Annotated in this window: 24 protein-coding genes; 13 read left to right on the top strand and 11 right to left on the bottom strand. The window is 50.4% G+C overall.

What is annotated here, in order from left to right; genetic code table 11:
* Nucleotides 1–15: 15 nt before the first annotated feature.
* Nucleotides 16–1,269, bottom strand: coding sequence for an ornithine--oxo-acid transaminase (rocD, locus tag ACYVH9_RS00285; protein ID WP_460634285.1), 1,254 nt, complete (start codon nucleotides 1,267–1,269; stop codon nucleotides 16–18).
* 110 nt (nucleotides 1,270–1,379) lie between these two features.
* Here rocD and ACYVH9_RS00290 point away from each other — a divergent pair, with 110 nt between their 5' ends.
* Complete coding sequence (locus tag ACYVH9_RS00290) at nucleotides 1,380–1,547, top strand: DUF5522 domain-containing protein (RefSeq protein WP_460634286.1); 168 nt, start codon at nucleotides 1,380–1,382, stop codon at nucleotides 1,545–1,547.
* A gap of 139 nt (nucleotides 1,548–1,686) precedes the next feature.
* Nucleotides 1,687–1,926 (top strand): 50S ribosomal protein L28, encoded by a 240-nt coding sequence (gene rpmB / locus ACYVH9_RS00295; RefSeq protein ID WP_460634287.1) that lies wholly within the window; start codon nucleotides 1,687–1,689, stop codon nucleotides 1,924–1,926.
* A gap of 112 nt (nucleotides 1,927–2,038) precedes the next feature.
* Here the strand turns inward: rpmB and ACYVH9_RS00300 are convergent, their stop codons facing one another.
* Nucleotides 2,039–3,295 carry an aspartyl protease family protein gene (locus ACYVH9_RS00300; protein ID WP_460634288.1) on the bottom strand — a complete coding sequence of 419 codons (1,257 nt, stop codon included), beginning with the start codon at nucleotides 3,293–3,295 and terminating at the stop codon, nucleotides 2,039–2,041.
* Between the two features lie 234 nt (nucleotides 3,296–3,529).
* Between ACYVH9_RS00300 and tpiA the strand changes: the two genes are divergently transcribed.
* Nucleotides 3,530–4,294: a triose-phosphate isomerase gene (gene tpiA / locus ACYVH9_RS00305; RefSeq protein ID WP_460634289.1), complete on the top strand. Its 765-nt coding sequence runs from the start codon at nucleotides 3,530–3,532 to the stop codon at nucleotides 4,292–4,294.
* Between the two features lie 64 nt (nucleotides 4,295–4,358).
* Here tpiA and ACYVH9_RS00310 read toward each other — a convergent pair whose 3' ends face one another.
* Complete coding sequence (locus ACYVH9_RS00310) at nucleotides 4,359–5,759, bottom strand: DUF5723 family protein (protein ID WP_460634290.1); 1,401 nt, start codon at nucleotides 5,757–5,759, stop codon at nucleotides 4,359–4,361.
* Between the two features lie 17 nt (nucleotides 5,760–5,776).
* Nucleotides 5,777–7,684: a RecQ family ATP-dependent DNA helicase gene (locus ACYVH9_RS00315; RefSeq protein ID WP_460634291.1), complete on the bottom strand. Its 1,908-nt coding sequence runs from the start codon at nucleotides 7,682–7,684 to the stop codon at nucleotides 5,777–5,779.
* Between the two features lie 112 nt (nucleotides 7,685–7,796).
* Between ACYVH9_RS00315 and msrB the strand changes: the two genes are divergently transcribed.
* The 6 genes from msrB to ACYVH9_RS00345 all read left to right on the top strand — a co-directional run bounded on the left by msrB (nucleotide 7,797) and on the right by ACYVH9_RS00345 (nucleotide 13,143).
* Entirely contained in the window at nucleotides 7,797–8,192 is a 396-nt protein-coding gene (gene msrB, locus ACYVH9_RS00320) for a peptide-methionine (R)-S-oxide reductase MsrB (protein ID WP_460634292.1), read from the top strand.
* Between the two features lie 83 nt (nucleotides 8,193–8,275).
* A complete protein-coding gene (locus ACYVH9_RS00325; RefSeq protein ID WP_460634293.1) occupies nucleotides 8,276–9,556 on the top strand; it encodes a D-alanyl-D-alanine carboxypeptidase/D-alanyl-D-alanine-endopeptidase in 1,281 nt (426 codons plus the stop codon).
* A gap of 117 nt (nucleotides 9,557–9,673) precedes the next feature.
* Nucleotides 9,674–10,129 carry a hypothetical protein gene (locus ACYVH9_RS00330; RefSeq protein WP_460634294.1) on the top strand — a complete coding sequence of 152 codons (456 nt, stop codon included), beginning with the start codon at nucleotides 9,674–9,676 and terminating at the stop codon, nucleotides 10,127–10,129.
* 168 nt (nucleotides 10,130–10,297) lie between these two features.
* Nucleotides 10,298–12,043, top strand: coding sequence for a GMC oxidoreductase (locus tag ACYVH9_RS00335; protein ID WP_460634295.1), 1,746 nt, complete (start codon nucleotides 10,298–10,300; stop codon nucleotides 12,041–12,043).
* A gap of 26 nt (nucleotides 12,044–12,069) precedes the next feature.
* Entirely contained in the window at nucleotides 12,070–12,390 is a 321-nt protein-coding gene (locus tag ACYVH9_RS00340; protein WP_460634296.1) for a four helix bundle protein, read from the top strand.
* A gap of 108 nt (nucleotides 12,391–12,498) precedes the next feature.
* Complete coding sequence (locus tag ACYVH9_RS00345; RefSeq protein WP_460634297.1) at nucleotides 12,499–13,143, top strand: gluconate 2-dehydrogenase subunit 3 family protein; 645 nt, start codon at nucleotides 12,499–12,501, stop codon at nucleotides 13,141–13,143.
* A gap of 66 nt (nucleotides 13,144–13,209) precedes the next feature.
* On the opposite strand, the gene ACYVH9_RS00350 is transcribed toward ACYVH9_RS00345, so the two are convergent.
* The 3 genes from ACYVH9_RS00350 to ACYVH9_RS00360 form a co-directional block, all read right to left on the bottom strand.
* Complete coding sequence (locus ACYVH9_RS00350) at nucleotides 13,210–13,584, bottom strand: hypothetical protein (protein ID WP_460634298.1); 375 nt, start codon at nucleotides 13,582–13,584, stop codon at nucleotides 13,210–13,212.
* Nucleotides 13,585–13,669: 85 nt separating this feature from the next.
* Nucleotides 13,670–14,131: a DUF1572 family protein gene (locus ACYVH9_RS00355; protein WP_460634299.1), complete on the bottom strand. Its 462-nt coding sequence runs from the start codon at nucleotides 14,129–14,131 to the stop codon at nucleotides 13,670–13,672.
* Nucleotides 14,132–14,139: 8 nt separating this feature from the next.
* On the bottom strand, nucleotides 14,140–15,474 hold the full coding sequence (locus tag ACYVH9_RS00360; RefSeq protein WP_460634300.1) for an APC family permease: 1,335 nt from the start codon (nucleotides 15,472–15,474) through the stop codon (nucleotides 14,140–14,142).
* 63 nt (nucleotides 15,475–15,537) lie between these two features.
* Between ACYVH9_RS00360 and crcB the strand changes: the two genes are divergently transcribed.
* Nucleotides 15,538–15,912 (top strand): fluoride efflux transporter CrcB, encoded by a 375-nt coding sequence (gene crcB / locus ACYVH9_RS00365; RefSeq protein WP_460634301.1) that lies wholly within the window; start codon nucleotides 15,538–15,540, stop codon nucleotides 15,910–15,912.
* A 98-nt stretch (nucleotides 15,913–16,010) separates the two neighbouring features.
* Complete coding sequence (locus ACYVH9_RS00370; RefSeq protein ID WP_460634302.1) at nucleotides 16,011–17,432, top strand: M14 family metallopeptidase; 1,422 nt, start codon at nucleotides 16,011–16,013, stop codon at nucleotides 17,430–17,432.
* 8 nt (nucleotides 17,433–17,440) lie between these two features.
* Here the strand turns inward: ACYVH9_RS00370 and ACYVH9_RS00375 are convergent, their stop codons facing one another.
* From ACYVH9_RS00375 to ACYVH9_RS00390, 4 genes are all read right to left on the bottom strand, one after another.
* On the bottom strand, nucleotides 17,441–18,310 hold the full coding sequence (locus tag ACYVH9_RS00375) for an alpha/beta hydrolase (protein WP_460634303.1): 870 nt from the start codon (nucleotides 18,308–18,310) through the stop codon (nucleotides 17,441–17,443).
* Between the two features lie 18 nt (nucleotides 18,311–18,328).
* A complete protein-coding gene (locus tag ACYVH9_RS00380) occupies nucleotides 18,329–18,667 on the bottom strand; it encodes a hypothetical protein (protein WP_460634304.1) in 339 nt (112 codons plus the stop codon).
* A 151-nt stretch (nucleotides 18,668–18,818) separates the two neighbouring features.
* Entirely contained in the window at nucleotides 18,819–19,226 is a 408-nt protein-coding gene (locus ACYVH9_RS00385; protein WP_460634305.1) for a cupin domain-containing protein, read from the bottom strand.
* 160 nt (nucleotides 19,227–19,386) lie between these two features.
* Complete coding sequence (locus ACYVH9_RS00390) at nucleotides 19,387–19,854, bottom strand: SRPBCC family protein (protein WP_460634306.1); 468 nt, start codon at nucleotides 19,852–19,854, stop codon at nucleotides 19,387–19,389.
* Between the two features lie 321 nt (nucleotides 19,855–20,175).
* Here ACYVH9_RS00390 and ACYVH9_RS00395 point away from each other — a divergent pair, with 321 nt between their 5' ends.
* Together ACYVH9_RS00395 and ACYVH9_RS00400 are read left to right on the top strand one after the other, a co-directional pair.
* Complete coding sequence (locus ACYVH9_RS00395; RefSeq protein ID WP_460634307.1) at nucleotides 20,176–22,983, top strand: TonB-dependent receptor; 2,808 nt, start codon at nucleotides 20,176–20,178, stop codon at nucleotides 22,981–22,983.
* Between the two features lie 52 nt (nucleotides 22,984–23,035).
* Entirely contained in the window at nucleotides 23,036–24,388 is a 1,353-nt protein-coding gene (locus tag ACYVH9_RS00400) for a T9SS C-terminal target domain-containing protein (protein ID WP_460634308.1), read from the top strand.
* Nucleotides 24,389–24,486: the final 98 nt, after the last annotated feature.

Raw genomic sequence — 24,486 nt, forward strand, 5'->3', positions numbered from 1 at the left:
GGTGCTTATAAGACGCTAAGAAGCAAACTCTAACACCGTTTTCTCGATGATGTCGCAGGCTTCGTTCATCTGCTCTTCGGTAATGATCAACGGTGGGGCGAAACGGATTTTGTCACCGTGTGTTGGCTTGCAGAGTAAGCCCGCATCTTTCAGGCGGAGGCAAATCTCCCAGGCGGTTTTTTCGCCGTAAGCCGGATGCTCAGCAATGACGATGGCATTTAGTAAACCTTTGCCACGTACCAACTTTACCTGATCCGTTTTTTCAATAAGGGCGTTCATGCGTTGGCGAAAAAGCTGCCCCATGACATCGGCATTTTCAGCCAGGTTTTCGTCTTCAACCACTTGCAAGGCGGCTATAGTGACGGCGCAGGCCAGCGGGTTGCCGCCGTACGTAGAACCGTGCTCGCCCGGTTTGATGGTCAGCATTACTTCATCATTTGCCAAGACTGCTGAAACCGGCATAGTACCGCCGGAAAGCGCTTTGCCGAGCACAAGCAAATCGGGTTTTACCCCTTCGTGATCGCACGCCAGCCGTTTACCGGTCCGTCCGATACCGGTTTGCACTTCATCAGCAATAAATAACACGTTGTAGGTTGTACACAATGCCCGAACTCCTTTCAGGTATCCTTCGTCCGGTACCAGCACACCCGCTTCGCCCTGAATTGGCTCAACCATGAATCCGGCAATAGTTGGATCGCTCCGAAAAACGGTTTCCAGCGCTTCCAAATCGTTGTATGGAACGAGCAGATAACCCGGCAGCAGCGGACCATAGTCGTTGGTGCTTTCGGGATCGGTCGATGACGAAATAGCCGCCAGCGTCCGGCCCCAGAAGTTTCCGACGGCGTAGACGGTTTTGGCCTGATTCTGAGCAATGCCCTTTACTTTATACGCCCATTTTCGGGTCAGTTTCAAGGCTGTCTCCCCTCCTTCGGCTCCTGAATTCATCATTAAGACTTTGTCGTAGCCAAAATAGTCACAAAGGTATTTTTCGCACTGCCCCAGCAAATCGGTGTGGAAGGCCCGTGAGGTCAAGGTCAGGCGTTGGGCCTGCTGGATGAGTGCGTCAATGATCCGTGGGTGACAGTGACCCTGGCTGACGGCACTGTAAGCGGAGAGGAAGTCGAAATATTTTTTGTCTTCTATATCCCACAGAAAAATGCCTTCTCCCCGATTCAAGACTACCGGAACCGGTTTATAGTTATGAGCGCCGTATTGCCATTCGAGATCAATTGCCTGCTGGGTAGCCGTGACCGAGGGTAGAGTTTCCATTGTTACAAGGGAGGTGAGTAAGTAAAACCGGCGGGCAATGCTTAATTTCGTGCCCGGCCTGCCGTTGAATTAAATTCAAAAATACAATTACTTGCTCAGTCAGACAAACCATGGCGACTACGCATTCCAAAAAGCTACAGATCGAAGGATTGGACGACGAGGACTACTATTTTAATGAGCAAGGGTACCTCGTATTTACAGAAGCCTATCATCTGAAAAGGGGATATTGCTGCAAAAATGGGTGCAAACACTGCCCTTACAAGAAAATTAAAAGTTAAAAAGCGCTACACAAAGCCTGCCTTAGGAAGGAGCTTCAGCCAATTTTTAATTCTTAACTCTTAATTTTTAACTCATTAAGGTTGGATATTTGTCGATTATTTAACAATTTTGCAGGCTCATTCAGAAAAAGGCATTGTTATGGCACGAGTTTGTCAAATTACAGGAAAACGGACGCGGGTTGGTAATAACGTATCACACGCTAACAATAGAACAAAGCGTAAGTTTTTTCCAAACTTGCAGAAAAAACGTTTCTTCCTGGAATCGCAGGGAGCATGGGTTACCCTGAAGGTTGCTACGTCGGCCATGCGGACGATCAACAAAAAAGGATTGGAAGCGGTCTTGAAAGACGCTCACCAAAAAGGAACGCTGACGGTATAAGCCAGCACGTTTTTCCTAGCGTTCGATGATTTCGGTCATCAGCTAAGCAAAAGGCGGAATGGAGCCAAAAGAAAGCTTTCTTTGGCTCCATTCCGCTTTTCTATGCATATAATCAAATCATTCGCTTCAGTGCAAACTGCGCATACACAATGGAGCCGTTCCGCCGGACGAGAATATTGATCTCCTTGCCTTCTCCTTTTTGTAGAATTTTGTAGATATCGCTCACATTCAGTTCGCCAGCGGGGGTGTTGTTGATATACAGGATTTCGTCACCATCTTGTAAACCGGAGCGGCCCGCGGGAGAGTTTTCAATTACTTTCTCAATGTAATAATTTCGGAAATTATCCCCCCGCGCCTTCAATTCCAAGCCGCTCATGTCGTGTTCGAACGACTGCTTCATAATTCGTTTGACGGGCTTCAATACCATGTATTTATCCTGGTAATTGAACGTTACGCGGAACCGGCGGAGAATTTCACAACCGATATTTCCGTTGCGCTCGGCATGTTCGGCGATCTTTAGTCCAAATGACGTACTATCCGGAAAGGAAGCTACTACGTTAGCCATCTCGAAGTTCCCTAACCGAATTTTCTCAATTCGGCCAAGATTGCCGTTAATAACCCCGCTCAGGCCCCGGCCCAATTGTGCCCGGATCAGTTTGTCCGGTAGCCGGACGTCGTCGCCGTTGCTGCGGTTGATCAGCAGCGCGTGGCCCGCACCGGTATCAATAACCACCCGAATAGGCAGCGTTTTGCCGCCTTCCAGAAGCGCCATAACGTCTGTATACGGTTTGGTGTCCTGAATAGCAATCGGATAACGCGAGCCATGTGATCGGCGGTAGCGGTAATTTTTCGGGTTATTGATCACCAGTTCCCGGCGCTGAAAGTCAATCGTGACAACGAAATTGTTGAAAATTTCGTAGCCAAAAATACCGTGGATCGGCACACCGACGTATTCCGACAGGCGCAGGATGTCGTCATCCAGCACAACCATGTTCTGATGGGTAGCTTGCATTTGTCCCATTTTCAGCTGGTTATCAATCGCAACGGAGGCCATCAACTGCCCGCCCTCTCCCGCTCCGGTTAGTTTTACTTTTCGGGTAAAACGCAACGGTTGCCGCCGGACAGCCGCCGGGTCGGTGATAATGATAGAGCTAACACCAGTATCTAAAATAAAGTGCAGGGTGTCCGAATTGTTGATTTGGACCGGAACGATGATCAGATTGGAGTGAAGTTGGAATGGAATTCGGGCTTGTTTGCGGCTATTACTAAGGAAATATCCGTATTTATCCGCATTATTCTGCTCGTCGTTGCCTGCCAGGACCCCTTGCCAGCAGAGCAGCATTCCGAAGAATAGAACAAACAGCTTCATGGTGCGTGCATCTTGAAATACGTGAGAAAGGTACAACTATTTTCCCTAATAACACAATTTTTTGTAAAACGTTAGTAAACTATCCGGATACTTTTGGGATGCATGGAAAATGCTGTTGAAAAACCGCTAATTTCGCCCCGCGAGCGGGTGAACAGAAACCGTCACCGAGGGTTTCTACTTTTAAAGTAATTGTATCCAGTTCGTAATCAGGATTTAAACATAAATAGGTTGCCAATGCGTAAAAAGATTGTTGCCGGAAACTGGAAAATGAACAAGACGCTCGATGAGGCTGTCTCGTTAGTGTCGGAAGTGACGAATATGATCAAGGATGAGGTGACGAGCGATGTGCAGGTTGTACTGTGTCCGCCCGCCCTGTATCTAACAACGCTCAAACCGTATCTGGAAGGGCAAACGCGCATTGCCTTAGGAGCGCAAAACTGCCATGAAAAAGCCTCGGGCGCGTATACGGGCGAGATTTCGGCGCCCATGCTGAAATCAATCGGTATTTCGTACGTCATTCTGGGCCATAGCGAACGGCGTCAGTATTTCGGTGAAACGAACGAGCAACTGGCTGAAAAAGTAAATAGTGCGCTGGCCAACGGGTTGACGCCGATTTTTTGCTGCGGTGAGTCACTGGAGCAGCGCCAGGGTGAAATTCACCTGGATTTTGTTCGTACCCAGCTAACCGAAAGCCTGTTTCACCTTTCGCCGGAAGAGTTTGCCAATATTGTTATCGCTTACGAACCCATCTGGGCGATTGGCACGGGCTTGACGGCTACATCGGAGCAGGCGCAGGAAATGCACGAAATTCTCCGGCAGCACATTGCTGAAAAATACGGTCCGGAAGTAGCGGACAACACGTCGATTCTGTACGGTGGCAGCGCCAACGAAAAGAACGCGGCCGAACTCTTCGCTCAGCCGGATGTCGATGGCGGTCTGATCGGTGGCGCTTCCCTGAAATCGCGGGAATTCACCATCGTCGTCAAAGCCAATAAATAGAGTTAAGAGCTAAGCATGAAGAGTTGGCTGATGCAATCAGTAAACGATTCTTCATGCTTAACTTTTATTTCCGCCACTTCCAGACGGAAAAACCGAGCCAGACGATGGAGCTACGGTTATCTCCTTTCTTGCTGAAAATGCGTCCCATGTCGCTGATACCCAGCGTGATTGGTCCCAGTCGGGTGGACATACCGACCGCAACCCGGCTGTTGGGTCCTAAAACGGAAATAGGCAGGCCAAATTCTACGTCTTCATCCTCGAACCGGGGCGTAACAATGAACATATCCGGCATTTGAGCCCGTTCGCTGGCTGTCAGGTTTTTCATTACTAATCCGTTGACGTAGAACGACCGGGCCAGGCGCATATCGGCTTCCAGATGCGCCATTCGGGGCAAAGCGATTCGATCTGGTTTGTAGGGCTGCGGATTGTTGTCAGACTCGGCCGTCAGAAAATCCGTGGGAGCGTTGCCAAACTTCTCGAGTTCTGGTTGCCCCTGAAAGGTGATTCGCCCCCGACCAGTAACGGTTTGGCCCGCCGGATAGCGGATACTACCACCGTTCATCAAAGCTGCCGATAGTCGCAACCAGTAAGCGGGCCGAGGATCTTTCATGGGCGTATCTGCATTATAACCCCGTCCTGTCGTTCGCTTACCAATTTCATAGGTAGCCCCAAAGTCGTAACCCCACCCGCTGCCGTACGCACTGGACAGCACCGAACCCAGGCCGAAATCTTTGCGGGCTGTAGTCTGGCCCAGCTCATAATTCAGATTGGTAATATCCAGCGTTTTGTCAGCATCGCCGTTGTTTTGCAGAATAGCGTAGTTGCCACGGGCATTGAGGTAACTTAGCTGCGCTCCCACAATACGGCGAATCGTTGCGCCGACTTTAAGCCGGTGCCATTTGCCGTCAAATACCTGCAAACCGTACGTCAGGCCGATTTCACCATAGCTATTGTGGGCCAGATCAAAATCAAAGCTCCCCGAAGAAGGCTGCAAATTTCGGTAGAAAAGCCGGTTTCGGTAGGCTTCGGTCAGGTTTTCGGGCAGGGCCGAACCATAGAAGTAGCTTTTCATCCGGGTGTGCAACGCAATGGTCTGATTGCCGTCGACATTGATCAGAAACGAAGGTCCGAGAATTTCGGAATACGACGTGGTTCGGGGGGCATCCGTAATCGAACCGATGGTTCGGAGAGGCATGCTAAGCTGTTGACTGTAGGGCAGCCGAACGGTTTGAAACAACCCTCGTGAAATGTACTTGGTATACAGCGAGTTGACGGAAGAAGTACCCGTAACGGCAACAAACTGAAATTTGTACCGGGAGCCGGCAATGGAGGACGGATTTTGGAGCATCCGGTGAATGCCGCCGTAATTACTACTCACTAGACCTGGCTGGTATTGCGCCCAAACCGTGGTTGAACCGGATAAGGCCAGGCCGGCGAGCAGCAGACGCGAAACGGATTTCTTCATAACTACTAATCGTTGATTCATTGTGGTACTGTATGCAAGTTGCCGGAGACATCGATCCGGAGCTGCTCGTTGGCTAGCATATATCGAATGATATCAGAAAGGCGTTGGGTGCTTACCTTCAGCTGGTCGGCCAGCTGACGGGGTGATAATCCTGCTCCGTTGGCCGCATCAAGCTGCTGAATAATCTGTTGCTGAACCAGATCGGCATCAGCCGGTGGCTGCTGGCGGCTCAGGCAATGATCGCAAATACCACAGGCTGCCCCCGTTTCTTCGCCAAAGTAAGCCTGCAACATCCGGGTCCGGCACTGAATCGGGTTTTGAACATACTCAACCACGGCGCGTACTTTCGCCAGATTGCGTTGTTTGCTTTCTTCCAGGGCCATCACGTTGATGGGCAGGTTTCGGGCGTCAAGGCGGGGCGTCAGAAACGTTAGCTGTGGCTTGTCTTTCTGCTTTTCGTAAACCAGAATTGAACGCTGCGCCAATTGTTCCAGCAACGAAAAAATCTCATCCTCCGGCATCCGGGCAGCTTTAGCCATCGCACTTTCGGAAATACTGACGAAATTGGAAAACAACTCCCCCCCGTACATCCGCAGCAACAGTTTGAGAAAAAGATCATAATGCGGATTCATAACTTGGAACTCGTAGAGCGCCCGGTTATCCACCGCCATCACAACCTTTGACGGACTAAAATACGTTTCACTTAATTCAATAAAGCCTTCCAGTTGCAGTTGCTTCAGGGCATAATGCGTTTCTGTGACCGGCAGTTGGAAAGCCTGACAAAAAGCCGTTAAATCGAAATCGATGTCGGTAAACTCCCCTCCGCCGACGGCAATATTAGCGTGGTTTGCTAAGGCCTGATAAACCCGCTTGAGCATTTCAATGGGCGGATATTGCTGGATTATCCGTTGTTCGATATCGCTCAAGTCTTTATGATTATACAGCAAAACCGCATATGCTTTCTTTTCGTCGCGCCCCGCCCGTCCGGCTTCCTGGTAGTACGCTTCCAGGCTATCGGGAACGTCGAGGTGAACAACCGTCCGAACATCGGGCTTGTCGATTCCCATGCCAAAGGCATTGGTGGCCACGATGATTCGAATGCGGTTGTGAAGCCAGGCATCCTGCTTATCCGATCGTTGCTTGGCCGTTAAGCCAGCGTGGTAAAAATCAGCACGGATGCCCTGGTGGTGCAACCATTCGGCAATTTCCTGCGTTTGCCGCCGGCTACGCACGTACACAATGGCCGAACCCGGTACACCCTGCAGTACTTTCAGCAAGCGGGTTTCTTTGTTCTCTTCGTAAAACGCGGAATACGATAAATTCTTGCGGGCGAAAGTTTGCCGGAATACGTGCGGTTGTCGCATTTCCAGCTTGTCCACAATGTCGCGCTGCACTTCGGGGGTAGCTGATGCGGTTAGGGCCACCACCGGCACGCTGGGCAGAAGTTGCCTAAATTCAGCGATTTGAAGGTAAGGTGGCCGAAAATCATAGCCCCAGGCCGAGATGCAATGCGCTTCGTCAACGGCCAGCAAACCCACGTTCATTTGCTTGACCCGTTCAATCAATATTTCTGTTTTGAGCCGTTCGGGCGATACGTAAAGGAAACGAACGTTGCCGTAAATGCAGTTGTCCAGCGCCCGGTCGATTTCGCGCCAGTGCATACCCGAATAGATAGCCACGGCCGAAATGCCGCGTCGGCGTAGTTGCTCAACCTGATCTTTCATGAGGGCAATCAGGGGCGTAACAACAATGCATACTCCGCCCAGCGCCAGGGCTGGAAGCTGGAAACACAGCGATTTGCCTCCGCCGGTTGGCAGCAAAACAAGCGTATCCTGCCGATCGAGCACGGAGTGAATGATATCCTCCTGCAAAGGGCGGAACGACTCGTAACCCCAGAATTGTTTCAGAATTTGGTGGATGGTCATACCGTCCGTAAAGATAAATCAATCCGAAAATAGTTTATGGTAGTAAGCAAACTTTCGGGTTACCGCCGAATGGATTAACAGACATATAGTTCACACAATCAATCCGAAAACCATGATTACAAAAGTCATAAAGACCGACGAGGAGTGGCGGCAGCAACTGACGCCGGAACAATACCGCGTGACGCGCCAGAAAGGAACCGAACGGGCGTTTACGGGCGAATACTGCGAAAGCCACGACCCGGGTGTTTATCAATGTGTGTGTTGCGGCACTGACCTGTTCGAATCCAAACAGAAATTTGATTCGGGCACGGGCTGGCCCAGTTTTACCGAACCCATCGACCCGGAGTTGATCCAGCTCGAAAACGATTACAGCTACGGCATGACGCGGGTTGAAGTGTTGTGTGCAGTTTGTGATGCTCATTTGGGCCACGTCTTCAACGACGGCCCACCGCCAACGGGTATGCGTTACTGCCTGAACTCGGTCGCTTTGCAGCTAAAACGAGCATAAGCCAAACATTGAAAACCGTCCGGAAGATTTCAGATCCGGACGGTTTTCTGTTTTTATACGCGTAAAAAAGCGTATTTTGGGGTATGAGATTCGCCGTATACCTGCTCTGCTTTTCCCTGCTTGTAACCAGTTGTGCGACCTATCGCCCGATCCAGCGCCAGCTTCGCCAGAATCCCCAGCTTACCGACCACTTCACCGGCTTTGCCCTCTACGATTGGGCGCAGCAAAAAATGGTGGTTCAGCACAATGCCGATCAATACTTTACGCCTGCATCCAACACCAAGCTGTTTAGCTTTTACGCAGGTTTGGTGACCCTGGGCGATTCCATTCCGGCACTGTGCTACGTGGCGCGGGCGGATTCGTTGATCTTCTGGGGAACCGGTGACCCATCCCTGCTGAATCGGAATTTACCGGACACAACGGTTTTGCGGTTTCTGCGTAACCGGCCCGAAAGGCTGGTTTTTTCGACGGCCAATTACAGCGGGCCGCGCTTTGGCCCTGGTTGGGCCTGGGATGATTACAACGATGATTATTCGACTGAACTGGCACCGTTGCCCATATACGGTAACTTCGTTCGCTTTACATCGCCCGACCGCGTGGCGCGGTTGGTCGTAGAACCGCGGTTTTTTCAGGATAGCGTGACGAGCGTTTCGTTACGGAAGTTCTCCCGGAGTGTGTTGCGGGCAGAAACCAGTAACCGGTTCGACCGGCCCGACGTGGTGCGCCCGTTCCGGCAAGATGTCCCTTTTCATTGGTCGCCGGAACTGGCCGCTCATTTGCTGGCCGATACGCTCCACCGCCCGGTTTCGGTAGCCGACATCCGGTTCGATCGGTCGGCAAAAACGCTCTACAGCCAACCCGCCGACTCGCTGTATAAGCGCATGTTGCAGGTGAGTGATAACACCCTGGCCGAGCAGCTCATGCTGTTGTGTTCGTCGGGGCAGGATACCCTTAATAGCTCCGTCGGTATTCAAACCGTACTGCAAAAACACCTGGCGGATTTGCCGGACAAACCCAACTGGGTAGACGGTTCCGGTTTATCGCGGTACAATCTGTTTACCCCACGTTCAATCATTGTGCTGTTGCAAAAAATTTACAAAACCGTTCCCCAGGAGCGGCTTTTCAACTTGCTGGCGGTCGGCGGCTCGTCGGGAACTATTCAGCGGGTGTACAAAACCGACCGACCGTTTGTATACGCCAAATCCGGTTCGATGACCAGCGTATATAACTTGAGCGGTTATTTGATTACCAAAAAAGGAAAGCTGCTGTTGTTCAGTATGATGAATAATAATTTTTCCGGGTCCGTAGCGGATATGCGCAACCGGACAGCGGCCTTCCTGACGGAGATTCATCAGCGGTATTAAAAACAGTTGATTAAAAACTGCGTTTACTCAAAAAAATGAAGGTTTTTGCGTTGAAAACCGTTTGGCAAGGCACTACTTTTGCTCCCATACTTGAATCACCGTACTTGAAAGACGCACATGCAGGAGGAATTAAATCTTGAGCAGCTACGCCAGAAAATTGTGAAAGTCTCTGGGGGCGAGCTGATCAGATTACAGTCGTTTTTAGAAAACGAAATACAGCGACGAAAACAGATTCTCAGCGAAATTCCAGCCATAACGCTGGACCAAATACCGTTACGCATTCAAACCCGAATGGCTTTTTATTCCGTAGTTCGGCGCCGGAAAGTCTGCAACCTGGCAGAAGTGGGGCGTCTGACGCTGAATGAGATGCTGGCGTTGTTGAAACCAGCAGACCTGCAAAGCCTGAAAAGCCTGAACCAACGCGCGTATACCGAGTTGGTCAACGAACTCGCCAAACTGAAGATTCCGCACGAATCCATCGCCATGTGGGATTTTAAAATGTTTGATACACAGATTATAAGCGCTGTTTCTGGCCGTACAGTCAATACCCGCGATTCCATTAGTGAGCAGTAGAGAACGTGTGTGATCTCCACTGGCTGCCTGCTTCGTTGTGTGTATAGAGTCAAAAGTCAAACCAACGGGCCGTATCGATGTTCGATACGGCCCGTTGGTTTTTTTGAGGTATAATTTCTGGATTTAGTGGTAATTTTTTGTAGTTTGTTGCTTCCTAAACCTCCAGAAATGAATCTCTTTCAACTGAAAAAGGCCCCCACGGTCTACGACGCTGTTGTTGTCGGATCAGGTGCGGGGGGCGGTATGGCGGCTTATCTGCTTACGAAAGCCGGTGCCAAGGTTTTGCTGCTCGAAGCGGGCGGGTATTTCGACCCCGCCGACCCCAAATACATGACGCAACTTAAATGGCCGTATGAATCACCTCGGCGCGGAGCCAACACAACGCGAGGGGGCGGTGATTTTGATGCGGCCTGGGGCGGCTGGGAAATCGATGGTGAACCGTATTCATCGAAACCCGGCGCCGACTTCCACTGGTTTCGGTCCCGAATGCTCGGCGGACGAACCAATCACTGGGGCCGAATTTCGATGCGGTTTGGTCCCGATGACTTCCGGCGTCGGTCGCTCACGGGGATTGGCGATGACTGGCCGATCACTTACGACGACCTAAAACCGTTTTACGACCGTGTGGATAAACTGATTGGAGTTTTTGGGTCTGTCGAAAACATGCACAACGAACCCGATGGTCACTTCCTGCCCCCGCCGAAACCACGGCTGCACGAGTTGATGATCAAAAAAGCGGCCACCAGCATTGGTATTCCGGTGATTCCGTCGCGCCTGTCGATTCTGACAAAACCGATCAACAACGAACGCGGGCAGTGTTTTTACTGCCGTCAGTGTAACCGGGGATGTTCAGCCTACGCCGATTTTTCGTCATCATCGGTGCTGTGTATTCCGGCGATGAAAACCGGTAACCTGACCCTGATCAATAACGCGATGGTGCGGGAAGTGCTCACCGACGCAAAAACCGGTCTGGCCACGGGGGTTTCGTACGTCGATACCGTTAGTATGCAGGAAATCTCGGTACGGGCCAAAACTGTCATTCTAGGAGCCAGCACCTGCGAATCGGCGCGGTTGCTGTTGAACTCCAAATCGGCACGATTCCCGAATGGCTTAGCCAATTCGAGCGGCATCATTGGTAAATATCTGAATGATTCGACGGGCGCGTCGCGGTCAGGATTTGTGCCGGCGCTGATGGACCGGAAGCGCTACAACGAAGATGGCGTGGGCGGAATGCACGTTTTTACGCCCTGGTGGCTCGATAATAGTAAGCTGGATTTTCCGCGCGGCTACCACATCGAATACGGCGGAGGCATGGGCATGCCTGGTTATGGTTTTGGGGGCGGCATTGAAAACCTGAACGGCCAGATTCCCGGCCGCGATGGCAAACTCAAACTAGCCGGTGGCTACGGCGCGGGTCTGAAAGATGACGTTCGACGGTTTTACGGCGCTTACATCAGCATGTCGGGCCGGGGGGAGCCGGTGCCGCTGGAAAGCAATTACTGCGAAATCGATCCGAATACTGTCGATAAATACGGGATTCCGACGTTGCGGTTTCACTATAAATGGTCGGATGCCGAAATCAAACAGGCCAAGCACATGCAGGATACATTCGAGGAAATCATTCATGCGATGGGCGGTATTGCGATGGGCAGCAAACCCGGCAAGGAGCAGAATTACGGCTTGGCCGCGCCGGGCCGAATTATTCACGAGGTGGGTACGGTTCGGATGGGCAACGACCCTGCCAAGTCCGCGCTGAACAAGTTTCAGCAGGCTCACGACGTCAAAAATCTGTTTGTGGTTGATGCCGCTCCATTCGTTTCGCAAGGCGATAAAAACGTAACCTGGACCATCCTGGCCGCTTCCATGCGCACGTCGGAGTATTTGATTGATGAGGTGAAGAAGAAGAATATTTGAGTATTTAGGATTTATAATTTAAAGTTATGGCAACGGTTCAGCGATTTGAAGATTTATCAGTTTGGCAGAAAGCAAGATTGCTAGCGGACGCGATTTATCAACTGACGCAAAACGGTTCGTTTTCCAAAGACTATGAACCAATCAATCAGATTAATCGCGCCAGCGGTTCCGTGATGGATACTATTGCTGAAGGGTTTGGTCGAGGGAGCCGTGCTGAGTTTAAGCAATTCTTAGGTTTCTCACTTGGCTCAATATCGGAAGTAAAGTCACAATTATATCGAGCAGCAGATGAGGCCATATTACACCCGATCAATTTAAAGAACTTTATAACGCTGCCGACAGTGTGACGAAAATGATCGTTGGCTTTATGAAGTATCTGGGGACTACAACTTATAGCGGAACCAAGTTCATGGAAGAGATGGTCGACTATCAAACCTATAAACCCTAAAGCCAAAATGAAACGCAGAGATACCTTAAAAGCCATATCACTCACGTCGCTGGGGTTGGCCGTGAATCCGGTGGAGGCTGCTGTACCGGAACCGCTCCAGCCTAAACCCAAACCGGCGGTTAAGCTGCTGCCGGGGCGTCAGCCATTCGAAGCGGAGCGGGATACCAAACTGCTCACGTCTACCGAACGGTTTTTTACCCCCGCCGAATTACAAACTGTTACGCTATTGAGTGATATCATCGTCCCGACCGATGCCAAATCGGGGAGCGCGTCGCAAGCAGGTGTGCCGGCTTTTATCGAGTTCATGATGCGCGACCAACCCCGGAATCAAACGCCAATGCGTGGAGGGTTGCGGTGGCTCGACCGAAAATGCGTTAGCCGGTACGGAAACCCGTTTGCGAAGTGCGCCAGAGATCAGCAAATCGACATGGTTGAACAAATCGCCTATCCTGGCAAAAAGGTGTCGCCCGACATGACGCAGGGCGTTGCGTTTTTTACAATGATGAGAAACTTGGTGCTGGGCGGCTTTTACACCAGTAAAATGGGGATTGAAGATCTGGGCTACGTGGGTAATACGCCCAACCAGTGGAACGGTGTTCCGGACGATGTGCTCAAACAGTACGGGTTGAGTTACGACGAACCGAAGAAATAGCCCCACCCCTAAAACGAGAAAACCGGGTCTTTTTAACCCGGTTTTCTCGTTTTAGGGGTGGAAGGCTCATGACTTGGTGAGTATGTCACCTAATTCTTTACCCAGCTTTTTGAATTTTGCGTAGGCTTTATCCGAATTCTTACGTTTGTCGAGCTTGAGGAACAGTTTACCGGGCGAAGATTGAATGTAAAAGATCGTCTTGTCGTCCAGCGACATGGTAGCGTCCAGTTCGGTATTTCGGAAAGACATCGAGCCCCGTTGCCGTAAATGATCGTCTAAACACGACTGCACCTTCCCGGTTTTGTCCGGATCGTACCTTGCCGAGACTTCGTAAAAAGAGTCCGAATCTTTTACGCTGAACGACGTTCGGTCGACGAAGGCCGGGGCAAAAGCCGTCAGGCTGAGGAATGCACAAAGTAGCCAGATCGTAGCGGTTTTCATAAGTATATGTTGTTTGGGTCGAAAACGTCCAAAGTGCACAAAAGAGCTATACAAAGAAAACGGAAAGGGATCAATGGCCTGGTAATCAGATAAGTGGTAAGGCCTCCGAATCCAGCAAGCGACGGTGGTAATTAATCTGCCCCAGGTGGTAGGTCAAATGGGTGGTTAAATGAACGAGCAAAAATTCCGTTGTGGTTTTTTCGTCAAATACCAGCAGAGGATAATCGGCCCGAAGCTGCGCTTCGCTAACGCGGTCCAACGAGCGTAAAACGACGTCGAGCGTATCATCTATTTGCTGCAGTAACTCGCTTCGGGGCACATTGCGGAGCGAAAACTCGCGGTCGCGGTGCCGGACGTAACCCGAGTTCCCCAAAACCGCTCCAATATACGTGTTGAGATTGCCGACCAGATGAAGGCATAAATTCCCGGCCGGATTGGCAATTTGTCCGTCTGTTACCCAGAGCTTTGTTTCGTCCCGGTACAACTCGATCTCGCGACGGAGCCGGTTCAGATCTCTGGTGAATAGGGTTTTGATAGTCTGAAGCATTCGATCTGCTAATTAAGGCGGTTTAACCATTTTACGCCCAGAAAGAGCGGATAGCTCAGCAGTATAAACCCAACGGCGTAAGCACTGCTGTACGGGTCGCTGTAAATAACCCCCATCAGAAATGCCAGTGATATAATCATCATGAGCCAGGTCGTTAGCGGATATCCCCAGGCCAGAAATGGACGTGGCAGCTCCGGAGCAATATGACGCAGGCGAATCAGGGAGGCAAAAGCCGCTGCGTAGCAGAGCACAAAAAAGAAGGAAGCAATATCAGATAATTTGCTGTAGGTGCCGGTCAGAATCATCAGAATGGACATTCCGGCGGTCAGAAACATGGCCGGGCCGGGCGTTCCGCCGGAATTGACGCGGGTGAAGTAGCGCGCAAACAAACCGTCGCGGCTGATGGCAAACAACACCCGTGGGTTGAACATAATCTGGGCGTTGATGATACCCATGATTGAGATCATCAGCAGCAGCGTCACCACTTTGGCACTCGCCGGACCGAACAGGACCTGAATGGCATCGGCGGCTGGAAGTTTGGATTGCGCCAGCTGCTCAATGGGTAACACATAAAAGAGTGCCAGATTGACCAGCAGGTAAATACCGACGATCAGCAAAACCCCAATCGTCATCGAGCGGGGTAGATTTTTGCTTGGATTGGTATCTTCTTCCGTAAAATAGGCTGCCGTGTGCCACCCATCGTAGGTATAAAAAACCGATTGCAAAGCCGCCAGAATACCGATAAACAACGAGCTTTCGATGGGGAGGCTATTGGTAGCCGAGAAGCGCAGCGGTTCGTCCGGCGTATAGAAAAAACAGACTCCCACAAAAGCCAGTAAACCAACGGCTTTGATAAAGCTCATGACTTCCTGCGCTCGACTCGCCAGTCGAACCCCAAACCAGTGAAAAACCGTAAAGGCTACTAAAATGCCGATGGCGATGACCTGAATATACGCCGACCAGTCCGGAACCAAAAGTGCAATGTATTCGCCCATGACAGCGGCCCCGAAGGCCATGGCCGATATACTCCCGAGCCAGCTGCTGATGCCGATCAAAAAACCGAAGTAGTCGCCGAAGGCCCGGCGTGCGAAGACATACCAACCCCCGGCTTTTGGCAGCATCGTGCCCAGTTCAATTACCTGCAAAGAGCCCACCAGCGCGTAGATACCCACCAGCGCCCAAACCAGCAACGCCAGCGATGGTTGACCTAATTCCTGCGCAATGGTTCCGGGTCGGCGGAGAATGCCGGTGCCGATCGTACCGCCGATGGTGACGGCAACGCCAAAACCTACGCCTAAAAGACGCAGTAGTTGGGAGGAACGGTTTGTTTCAGTGGGTGTCATGCTACAATAATAGACTTTTTCGCCAAAAACCGGCTATTTTTAGGCCTTGATTGAGCAGAAATGATGACGAATCCGTTTTGGCTGGTTTTTGTGGGGGGCGGTCTGGGCAGTGTAGCGCGATACGGTGTCGGCCGGTATGTCCAGCCGTTGTTCAAAACCGCGTATCCCGCCGGAACCCTGATCGTCAACGTAGTAGCGAGTCTGATTCTGGGTTTTCTGGTGGGCTGGCTAACGGCGCGGGCCTCTGGGCGCGAAACCTACCGGCTTCTAATCGGTGTCGGTTTTTGTGGCGGTTTCAGCACGTTTTCTACTTTTAGTACCGATACCTTATTTTTGATGCAAACCGGACGTTGGCTGGCCGCAGTGTCTAATGTTGTGTTGAATGTGGTGTTTTGCTTACTAGCGTCGCTGGCGGGTTTGTACCTGGGGCGGCCCTGATTTTCAAACCGGAACGAAGACGTTTTCCGGATAAACCGCGAACCGATATGTTGAAATTATCAACGGCCTTTTTACTCTTTGCGTTTAACTTCTTGCTAATGAACTCCGCCTACAGCCAGGATTTGTCTTTCTCCCGACAACTTTTTGATGCCTACGACACCTACCGTGAAAGTGCCCTGACCCATCGTCGTTTTAAGCAGGTGGATATTCTGCCTTTGATCGAGAAGCTGAAAACCGATCCCCGTTTTGAGGTGACCAAGGTGGGGGAGTCAGTCGAAAAACGTCCGATCCAGATGATCAAAGTGGGCAATGGGCCGCGAAAAGTGCTGCTATGGTCGCAGATGCACGGCGACGAACCATCGGCTACGATGGCGATTTTCGACATTTTCAATCTGATCCGGACCGACGGCCCGTTTGAGGATTTCAAAAAGCAGTTGCTGACCGAAACGACACTGTATTTTGTGCCAATGCTAAACCCCGACGGCGCCGAGCGGTATCAACGCCGGAATGCGCTGGATATTGACCTCAACCGCGATGCACTGCGGCTGCAATCGCCGGAGTCGGTTATCCTGAAAGGATTACAACAATCGCTCAAACCGGATTTTGGCTTTAATCTTCACGACCAGAGCACGCGCTACAGCGCCGGGCCAACCGCCAAACAAGCCACGATTTCGTTTCTGGCAACGGCCTACGACGAGGCCCGCAATATCAATCCCGTCCGCGAGCGGTCGATGCAATTGATTGTGGGTATGAATCGCGTACTTCAGCAGTTTATTCCCGACGGTGTTGGTCGATTTTCGGATGAGTTTGAACCCCGGGCGTTTGGCGATAACATCCAGAAGTGGGGTACGACGCTGATTCTGATTGAATCGGGCGGGTATCCGAACGATCCTGAAAAGCAGTTTATTCGAAAACTGAATTATATCGCTATTCTCTCGGGTCTGCAAGCCATCACAACGGATGCGTATAAGGCCGAATCCCGTTCGGAGTACAACACCATTCCGGAAAACGAGCGGTATTTGTTCGACGTATTGATTCGCAACGCGCAAATTATGCGCGGAGGCAAACCGGTAACAGTTGATCTGGGCATCAACCGCTACGAAGTAAACGTCGGTAACGCAGCCACGTACGGTTTTCGCAGTGTCATCGACGACTTCGGGGATTTGTCTACCTTTTTCGGTATTGAAGAAATCGATGCGACAGGACTGACACTAGCCCCCGGCAAAATCCATCCGGAAACATTGCGGTCGCTGGCGGATCTGAAGAAATACAACCTGGACTCGCTGGTGCAACAGGGCTTTACAACCTTTCGACTGGCTACTTTTTCGCGGGCAACCACACACCTGTCACCCGTTCACCTCCTGCAACCCAACACCACGGCGGTGCGGCCCGTGCAAACCGGCCGGATTCCGACCTTTGTGCTGCGCCGGGGTAATCAGTTGCGGTACGTGTTCGTGAACGGTTTTTGGTACGATGCGAACAGCGGAGACAACAAGCTGGCTACGGGCGTGGTGGAATAAGGAACGGTTTACTTCGCCGATGCAGGATACAACAACCGAAACGCATTGAAAATCGCCTGATGGGTGATCGTGGCGTGGTCTTCCTGCGGCAGATAATCAAAATGAACGGTCAGGTTTTTGTGCTGAGCGCTTTTGAGTTTGTCGGCCAATAGGTTGGCATCCACTTCCATAACGTGTGGTGTGCTTCCCGGCGTGAGCCCTTCTTTGCCAACGCCTATGTAAACAGCGGTTTTTTGCGGGAAGTTGGCCTGCAAAATAGCGGGCATCTGTTTGAGCAAAGAACCGTTGTCCCACCAGAGGCTTGGACTAATGATGATGTAGCTGGTAAACAACGCGGGCTTCTGGAAGAGGATTTGGGTGGCCAAAAGGCCGCCGAGCGACTGCCCGATCAGGGTTCTGGACGCAGTTGTCCTGTAGGTGTTTTCGATAAACGGTTGCAGCTCGGTTTCGATAAAACGAATGAATGGGTCGGATTGTCCGGTGGCCGGAAACCGCTTTTTATCGTCTTCAATGGTCGTCGGATACGTGAAATCCCGCTGGCGGTTGGTGTTGGCAATACCGACAACGATGGATTTCGGAACGCGGTTGATCCACGAAAAGGTGTTGAACTGCACCAGTCCCACCACATGAATAAAGTCCTCATCCGCCGAACCGTCCAATAGATAAATGACGGGGTAACGGGTCGTGTCGCTACGGTTGTAGCCTTCGGGTAAATAGATGTTCAAAACCCGTTTTTCGGCCAGTACATTCGACGTGATTTCGTCAATAACGCCTAATACAAATGGTTTGGGGGTTGCTCTGGACGCAACGGATTTTGGTTGACAAAAGCCCTGGACTGTGATGAATAGCAGGACGCAAAGAACCAGCGTTGTTCTCATGGCAAAGGTTTTCGGAGTTTATTGGAAAAGCCGGAAAAGCGTAATCAGAACAACAACACCAAATAAGGTTGTGTAAATCAACTTGGTATCTCGCGCCAGCCAATTGGGTAAATAAATATCAAAATTGTCGTTCGTAGAATTTGAATACTTCCGAGCGATCAGTGTCAGCGGGCACGTCCAGCGGAAAATAAGCAAGATTATACCTTCCAGTAAGACAAACCCGTAACCCATCCAAAGCCAGCGATCCAATTTATTCGCTAGCACAGCATAAAGCATGTAGAAAATAACTACGTTGAAGAAAATCCAGATAACCGTATGCAGGACCTTGATGGCTTTTAAAGCTACTTCGTTTGTCATTTCAACTTAGAACGTCGATCAATGCTTGGATAAGTTAACAACTGAGCTTAGGTTAAAACTCGATGTCAACGGTTTTATAGTCCTTAATCTGCTGCAATAGTTGCATCGATTTCATGACCGGTGTCCATTCCTTTCTGTCGCACATGGTTCGCTATTTATTGTCATCAAACCATTTCACAATAGAAGGCATATTTCTTTCAAAGCCGCCCGGAATAAAGAAGTTTAATACACCCGCTTTTTGCGCGGTTTTGTTTTTGAAATCGTGGGTTGTCTTTGCAGGAATTCTTAAAAATGTTCCTTTGGCGGCATCGACCCATCTGTCGCCAACCAGAAATGACATTGTCCCTTCAAGAACATAAAATACTTCGTCGTTTTCTTCGTGAGCGTGTGCTCCTGGTCCATCTGAGGTTGGCGCTAACCACCATTCTGAAACGCTATATTTCTCGTTGGTTTCGTTTTCGTCCGCTTTAAAAATTGCGGTTATTGTTCCGCAATTATAAACTCGTCCTTGCCCTTCGGTCAGGATTATAGGGTCTGTATGATTGTTTTTATGGTTCATTTCTTTTCGAAATTGATTGTAACAATTATTACTAACGGTTTGGGGCTTTGATTTTGGGCGGTTTTCGGAGTATAAAGTTTAAGATAGGCAGGTAAGTTCGCTTGACGCAAACGGCATAGTCCTCACTGAAGGTAAATCCAGGTTAGTGGCTGAACTTTTGTCAAACGCTTTCAAGTTGTTTTTTTAGTTGTCGTAAGTATTTTTTCATATCGCTGCCCGCTTTCAGAGAAATAATAAAATTAGGTAAACTAAAGCCTACCGCAAATTTTACAATGCTTTTATCAAAGTCAAGTTTATAAATCAGTTCTGTCGTGTTGTCAGAAACGGCTTTCACAAGTCGTTGACTTCTTAAATAGAATTTAGGATTATCAGGTGTTTCAAAAACCGCAATTTTGTTCTTTTCAAACTGCACACATTTCAATTCCAATAAATTGTTTGATTCCTTTTTTGATAAGTAAGAATATTCAGATACTGTTACACCTACTTGCAAGGGTCCGTCCAATAGGCTTTTATTTATTTCGGTTCGCCATAAGTTATCGTTGCATGGATTCGCGAAAAAGTCAAACACATCTTCCGCATTTTTATTGACCAAAATAGCCCCTGAATTCTTTATAAGATTTGTGTTCATCATTTTATCTGTTGTTTTTATTTTTTAGTGTGTAATAACCTTGACATTCAATTATACAGGATTTTTGATCCGATTTTACAATATCCAGAGTAGCTGAAAATTTAAAATGGCCGAAAGGCTACATTGGATAAGCGATCCAGCGGGCTTTTCATGTTTTTAATCGGTTTTTCGTCAATTGTATATACCGAAACAACAGCTTTCTATTGCTAGAGCCAATAGAATACCCTTGATCTCGGAAAAACACAATCCTCTCGTAATCTTGGGTTAACACTGAGGTAATATTGCCGCTCTACTTTTGGGTCGTTAAATAACGACACCAACATGAAACTGTTTTTTACGGGAATTAATCTTCTGCTCTTCAGTTTAGCGGCTTTCGCTCAGAGTGGGTCCATCAAAGGGACCATTAAAGATGCCAAAAATAACGATGTTATCATTGGCGCTACCATTCAAGTTGTCGGTTCCAACCCGGTAATTGGCTCCGTTACCGACATCGAAGGAAATTTTGAAATTGCTAAAGTACCAGCCGGCGTTCATCAACTGCAAATTAGCTACGTTTCGTACGCAACCAAAACCGTTGAAAATGTGCGGGTCGAAGCGGGCAAAACGACGCTGATCAACTCGGCACTGGAAGAAGACAACAAAACACTGGCGGAAGTGATCGTGAAAGGCCAACGGGGCACCAACACCGAAATGGCCGTCATCACCGAAATCAAGCAGATTGAGCAGGTCGCCGTCGGGATTTCGGCCCAGCAAATCTCCCGCAGTCAGGACCGCGATGCATCGCAGGTCATTCGCCGGGTACCGGGAATCTCGATTCAGGACGACCGGTTTGTGATCGTGCGGGGCCTGAACGAACGGTATAACACCGTGATGCTGAACGATATTATCACGCCTTCGACGGAGGTGGATATCAAATCGTTTTCCTTCGACCTGATTCCTAGCTCGGCCATCGACCGGATGCTGATCTTCAAATCGGGCGCTGCCGAATTGCCGGGCGATTTTGGGGGCGGGATCATCAAAATCTACACCAAAACCATCCCGGATGCCAATAGTTTCTACGCCGGAATCTCCACATCGTATCGCGCCGGAACCACGTTTCAGAATCACCATTCGTACCAGGGCGGCAAAACCGATTGGCTTGGTTTCGATGACGGAACGCGCCGGTTACCGTCCAACTTTCCGTCGCAGCGCCGGATTAACTCCTTCGGAGCTTCTTCAGAGCCTGTAGTGAACCGTTTTAAGGCACTGTCGCCCTATTTTACGCTGCAAAACCGGATGATGTCGCCGGATATGCGGGCACAACTGGGCTTCAGCCGCCGGTTTTACATCGGTAGCAAGGAACTGACCAACTTCACCAACATCAATTACACCAATACGCGCACATTCTCCAACGTTGAGCAATACCGTTATTTTGCCGCCGACCCGACCACCGGTCATAGTGAAATTCAATACGCGTACAACGATAAGCTTCTGGCGGAAAATACGCGGTTGGGTGTGCTGACCAACTGGGCGTTCATTCTGAACCCACGGACGAAATTTGAGTTCCGGAACCTGTTCAACCAGTTGGGAACGAAAGAAACCACCCTTCGGGATGGCTACAACGATAACAACCTCGAACTAAACAACTACGCGTTTCGCTACGAACAGAAAAGTATTTATACGGGTCAGCTGAGTGGTACGCACGAACTGAGCGGGCAGAGCCGTCTGCGCTGGACGGGTGGCTACGGTTTTACGAACCGCCAGGAGCCGGATTACCGCCGGTTTACCTCCAGCCGTCCGGAGGGCAGCAACCAGCCGTTCCGCATTGACGTTCCGCAGCAGCCCAGCCCAACTTTTCAAAATGCGGCCCGGTTTTATTCCAACCTGACAGAATATGTCACCACGGGGCGGGTCGATTACGAATATAAGAAGGCAGCCTCCGCCGAAACGGATGACAAACACATTCTGAAACTGCGGGCTGGGGCCTACACCGAGTACAAAGACCGTTCATTCCGGGCGCGGTATTTTGGAATTGTAAACCCCAATAATGTCAGCGCTGAAGTGCTGACGCAATCACCGGAACAGTTTTTCCAGCCCTCTAACCTGTCGTCAACGGGGCTGTACTACAACGAAGGGACGAACACACAGGACCGTTACGAAGCGCAGAACACCCTGGTGTCCGGTTACGTGGGAGCCTACATTCCGTTGTCGCCCCGCTTCAACGCTACCGTCGGTTTTCGGGGAGAATACAACCGGCAACAACTGCAAAGCGTCATCAACGGTTTTCAGCGCGTGAATGTCGACAATCCGTTGTTTAGTCCGCTGCCATCCGTCAACGCGTCGTATAATCTGACGGATAAATCGTTGGTTCGGCTGGCCTACAGCATGTCGGTCAACCGGCCCGAATTCCGGGAGCTGGCGCAGTTCTCTTACTATGACTTTAACTACGACGTGTCGCGCGTTGGGAATCCGAACCTGAAAACCGCCAAGATTCATAATGCCGATGCCCGCTACGAATTTTACCCATCGGAAGGCCAGCTGATTTCGCTGGCGGCCTTCTACAAATACTTTATCAACCCGATCGAAGCTAAAATCAACTACTCGGGTAGCGGGGTTTCTTACACCGTCGATAATGCCAACAACGCCTACAGCATGGGTCTGGAGCTGGAAGCCCGGAAGTCGTTGCGGGGTGTAAGCGGATCCGGTTTCCTGGATAACATGACGGTTTTGCTGAATGCCGCCCTGATCAAAAGCTCCGTTATCAACTCCTTTGTTGGCCAGGAAAACAACCGTTCGCTGCAAGGACAGTCGCCGTACCTGATCAACGCCGGTTTGTACTATACCGACGAGAAGCAGGGCTGGCAGGTGAATTTGCTCTACAACGTCATTGGCCGGCGGATCTTCGCCGTGGGTGACCGCTCGGTGCAACCCACTATTTATGAAATGCCGCGGAACGCCATCGACCTGACGGTGACCAAGCGGGTTGGGGAGCACTTCGAAGTGCGGGCCGGTATTCAGGACTTGCTCAACCAGCCATTCCGCCTGATTCAGGATTCGAACCTGGACAAGAAAATTACGGCTACTGACGACGTCTACCAGAAATTTCGGCGGGGCTCGTATTCAACAGTGGGTATATCGTATCGGTTCTAAATCATTCAGTACCAAAACAATAAAAACCAATAAACAATCAATTTGACGCAGTATGAAAAAGTTAACAACCTGGATGCTGGCCCTGCTGATGTGCGTGGTTACATTGGGCACTATGGTTTCCTGTAATAATAATGATGGCGATGATGATGACCTGGGGCCTGAGCCCGTTCCTGGACAGGTAACGGAAGTGAGCGGCAACATCACGCAGAATACAACTTGGGCTGCCAAAAACCAGTACCTACTGAAAGGATTTGTTTACGTTCAGCCGGGGGTAACGCTGACGATTGAACCGGGTACCGTCATCAAGGGTGATCAGCCATCAAAAGGGACGTTGTTTATTCTGCCGGGTGCTAAAATCATGGCTGATGGTACGAAAGAAAAACCCATCGTGTTTACGTCCAATCAGGCCGCTGGCCAACGCCGGGCCGGTGACTGGGGTGGTGTTGTGGTAATGGGTAAGGCTCCGGCCAACAAGAAGGACTTCAAAATTGAGGGAGAAGAAGTGTCCGTGGTACCGGGTGGGCCTACGGGCGATGCCGCTGACAATTCGGGAATCATCCGGTATGTCCGCATTGAGTTTGCCGGAATTGCTTTCCAGACCGATAAAGAAATCAATGCCCTGACGCTGGCCGGTGTTGGTAACGGTACCGTGATTGACTACGTACAGGTTTCGTATTCGGGCGACGATGCCTTCGAGTGGTTCGGCGGAACGGTAAATGCCAAACACCTGATTGCGTACCGGACGCTGGACGACGATTTCGATACGGATTACGGCTATAGCGGAACGGTTCAGTACGGCTGGATTCTGCGCGATCCGGCGGTTGCCGACCAGTGTACTTGCTCCGACTCAAACGGTTTTGAGTCGGATAACGACGGTACGGGTTCGACCGATTTGCCCCAGACTTCGGCTAAATTTGGTAACGTAAGCGTATTCATGGGCCCGGGTACGGTCAATAGCAAATTCCGTTCGGCTTTCCGGATCCGCCGGAATTCAGCCATCAGCATTTATAACTCAACGGTGGTAGGGGCTTTCCCGAAAGGTGGTCTGGAATTGGAAGGAACCGCTTCGCAGGACAACTTCAAAGGTGGTAAAAGCGATTACCGCGGTTTGACGATCGTAAATGGTAAGTCAGTGGTATCGGGTGATACAGTAATGCTGAAAGCGACTGAGCGTAAAAACACGTTCAACGCCGTTGAAAGCAACCTGAAACTGGCCAACAACTTCAATCTGCTGACGGGCAAGCCAGGCTTTGTACTGCAAACCGGTTCTCCGCTGCTGACGGGCGGTGTTACGCTGCCATCTGGCCTGGAAGCTACCAACTACATCGGTGCTTTTGGAGCAACCGACTGGACCGAAACCTGGACCAACTTCGATCCGCAAAACACGAATTACAGCTTGAAATAATCTCAATTCTTTATATTTGGTGTCGCACGAAAAGGCCGGGGCTTTGCTCCGGCTTTTTTCTTTTGGTGGTGGTTTATACCAGGGCCGTTTCTCCCGGC

The sequence above is a fragment of the Larkinella harenae genome (genome assembly GCF_054780515.1).

Excerpts from the sequence above, each read along its gene's own strand:
- ACYVH9_RS00340 (WP_460634296.1), top strand. The coding sequence starts at position 12,070 with ATGGCAACGGTTCAGCGATTTGAAGATTTATCAGTTTGGCAGAAAGCA.
- ACYVH9_RS00390 (WP_460634306.1), bottom strand. The coding sequence starts at position 19,854 with ATGAACACAAATCTTATAAAGAATTCAGGGGCTATTTTGGTCAATAAA.
- ACYVH9_RS00330 (WP_460634294.1), top strand. The coding sequence starts at position 9,674 with ATGCAGGAGGAATTAAATCTTGAGCAGCTACGCCAGAAAATTGTGAAA.
- ACYVH9_RS00350 (WP_460634298.1), bottom strand. The coding sequence starts at position 13,584 with ATGAAAACCGCTACGATCTGGCTACTTTGTGCATTCCTCAGCCTGACG.
- msrB (WP_460634292.1), top strand. The coding sequence starts at position 7,797 with ATGATTACAAAAGTCATAAAGACCGACGAGGAGTGGCGGCAGCAACTG.
- ACYVH9_RS00380 (WP_460634304.1), bottom strand. The coding sequence starts at position 18,667 with ATGACAAACGAAGTAGCTTTAAAAGCCATCAAGGTCCTGCATACGGTT.
- ACYVH9_RS00400 (WP_460634308.1), top strand. The coding sequence starts at position 23,036 with ATGAAAAAGTTAACAACCTGGATGCTGGCCCTGCTGATGTGCGTGGTT.
- ACYVH9_RS00370 (WP_460634302.1), top strand. The coding sequence starts at position 16,011 with ATGAACTCCGCCTACAGCCAGGATTTGTCTTTCTCCCGACAACTTTTT.
- ACYVH9_RS00335 (WP_460634295.1), top strand. The coding sequence starts at position 10,298 with ATGAATCTCTTTCAACTGAAAAAGGCCCCCACGGTCTACGACGCTGTT.
- crcB (WP_460634301.1), top strand. The coding sequence starts at position 15,538 with ATGACGAATCCGTTTTGGCTGGTTTTTGTGGGGGGCGGTCTGGGCAGT.
- ACYVH9_RS00325 (WP_460634293.1), top strand. The coding sequence starts at position 8,276 with ATGAGATTCGCCGTATACCTGCTCTGCTTTTCCCTGCTTGTAACCAGT.
- ACYVH9_RS00355 (WP_460634299.1), bottom strand. The coding sequence starts at position 14,131 with ATGCTTCAGACTATCAAAACCCTATTCACCAGAGATCTGAACCGGCTC.
- ACYVH9_RS00385 (WP_460634305.1), bottom strand. The coding sequence starts at position 19,226 with ATGAACCATAAAAACAATCATACAGACCCTATAATCCTGACCGAAGGG.
- rpmB (WP_460634287.1), top strand. The coding sequence starts at position 1,687 with ATGGCACGAGTTTGTCAAATTACAGGAAAACGGACGCGGGTTGGTAAT.
- ACYVH9_RS00310 (WP_460634290.1), bottom strand. The coding sequence starts at position 5,759 with ATGAAGAAATCCGTTTCGCGTCTGCTGCTCGCCGGCCTGGCCTTATCC.
- ACYVH9_RS00300 (WP_460634288.1), bottom strand. The coding sequence starts at position 3,295 with ATGAAGCTGTTTGTTCTATTCTTCGGAATGCTGCTCTGCTGGCAAGGG.
- ACYVH9_RS00375 (WP_460634303.1), bottom strand. The coding sequence starts at position 18,310 with ATGAGAACAACGCTGGTTCTTTGCGTCCTGCTATTCATCACAGTCCAG.
- ACYVH9_RS00290 (WP_460634286.1), top strand. The coding sequence starts at position 1,380 with ATGGCGACTACGCATTCCAAAAAGCTACAGATCGAAGGATTGGACGAC.
- rocD (WP_460634285.1), bottom strand. The coding sequence starts at position 1,269 with ATGGAAACTCTACCCTCGGTCACGGCTACCCAGCAGGCAATTGATCTC.
- ACYVH9_RS00360 (WP_460634300.1), bottom strand. The coding sequence starts at position 15,474 with ATGACACCCACTGAAACAAACCGTTCCTCCCAACTACTGCGTCTTTTA.
- ACYVH9_RS00315 (WP_460634291.1), bottom strand. The coding sequence starts at position 7,684 with ATGACCATCCACCAAATTCTGAAACAATTCTGGGGTTACGAGTCGTTC.
- ACYVH9_RS00395 (WP_460634307.1), top strand. The coding sequence starts at position 20,176 with ATGAAACTGTTTTTTACGGGAATTAATCTTCTGCTCTTCAGTTTAGCG.
- ACYVH9_RS00345 (WP_460634297.1), top strand. The coding sequence starts at position 12,499 with ATGAAACGCAGAGATACCTTAAAAGCCATATCACTCACGTCGCTGGGG.
- tpiA (WP_460634289.1), top strand. The coding sequence starts at position 3,530 with ATGCGTAAAAAGATTGTTGCCGGAAACTGGAAAATGAACAAGACGCTC.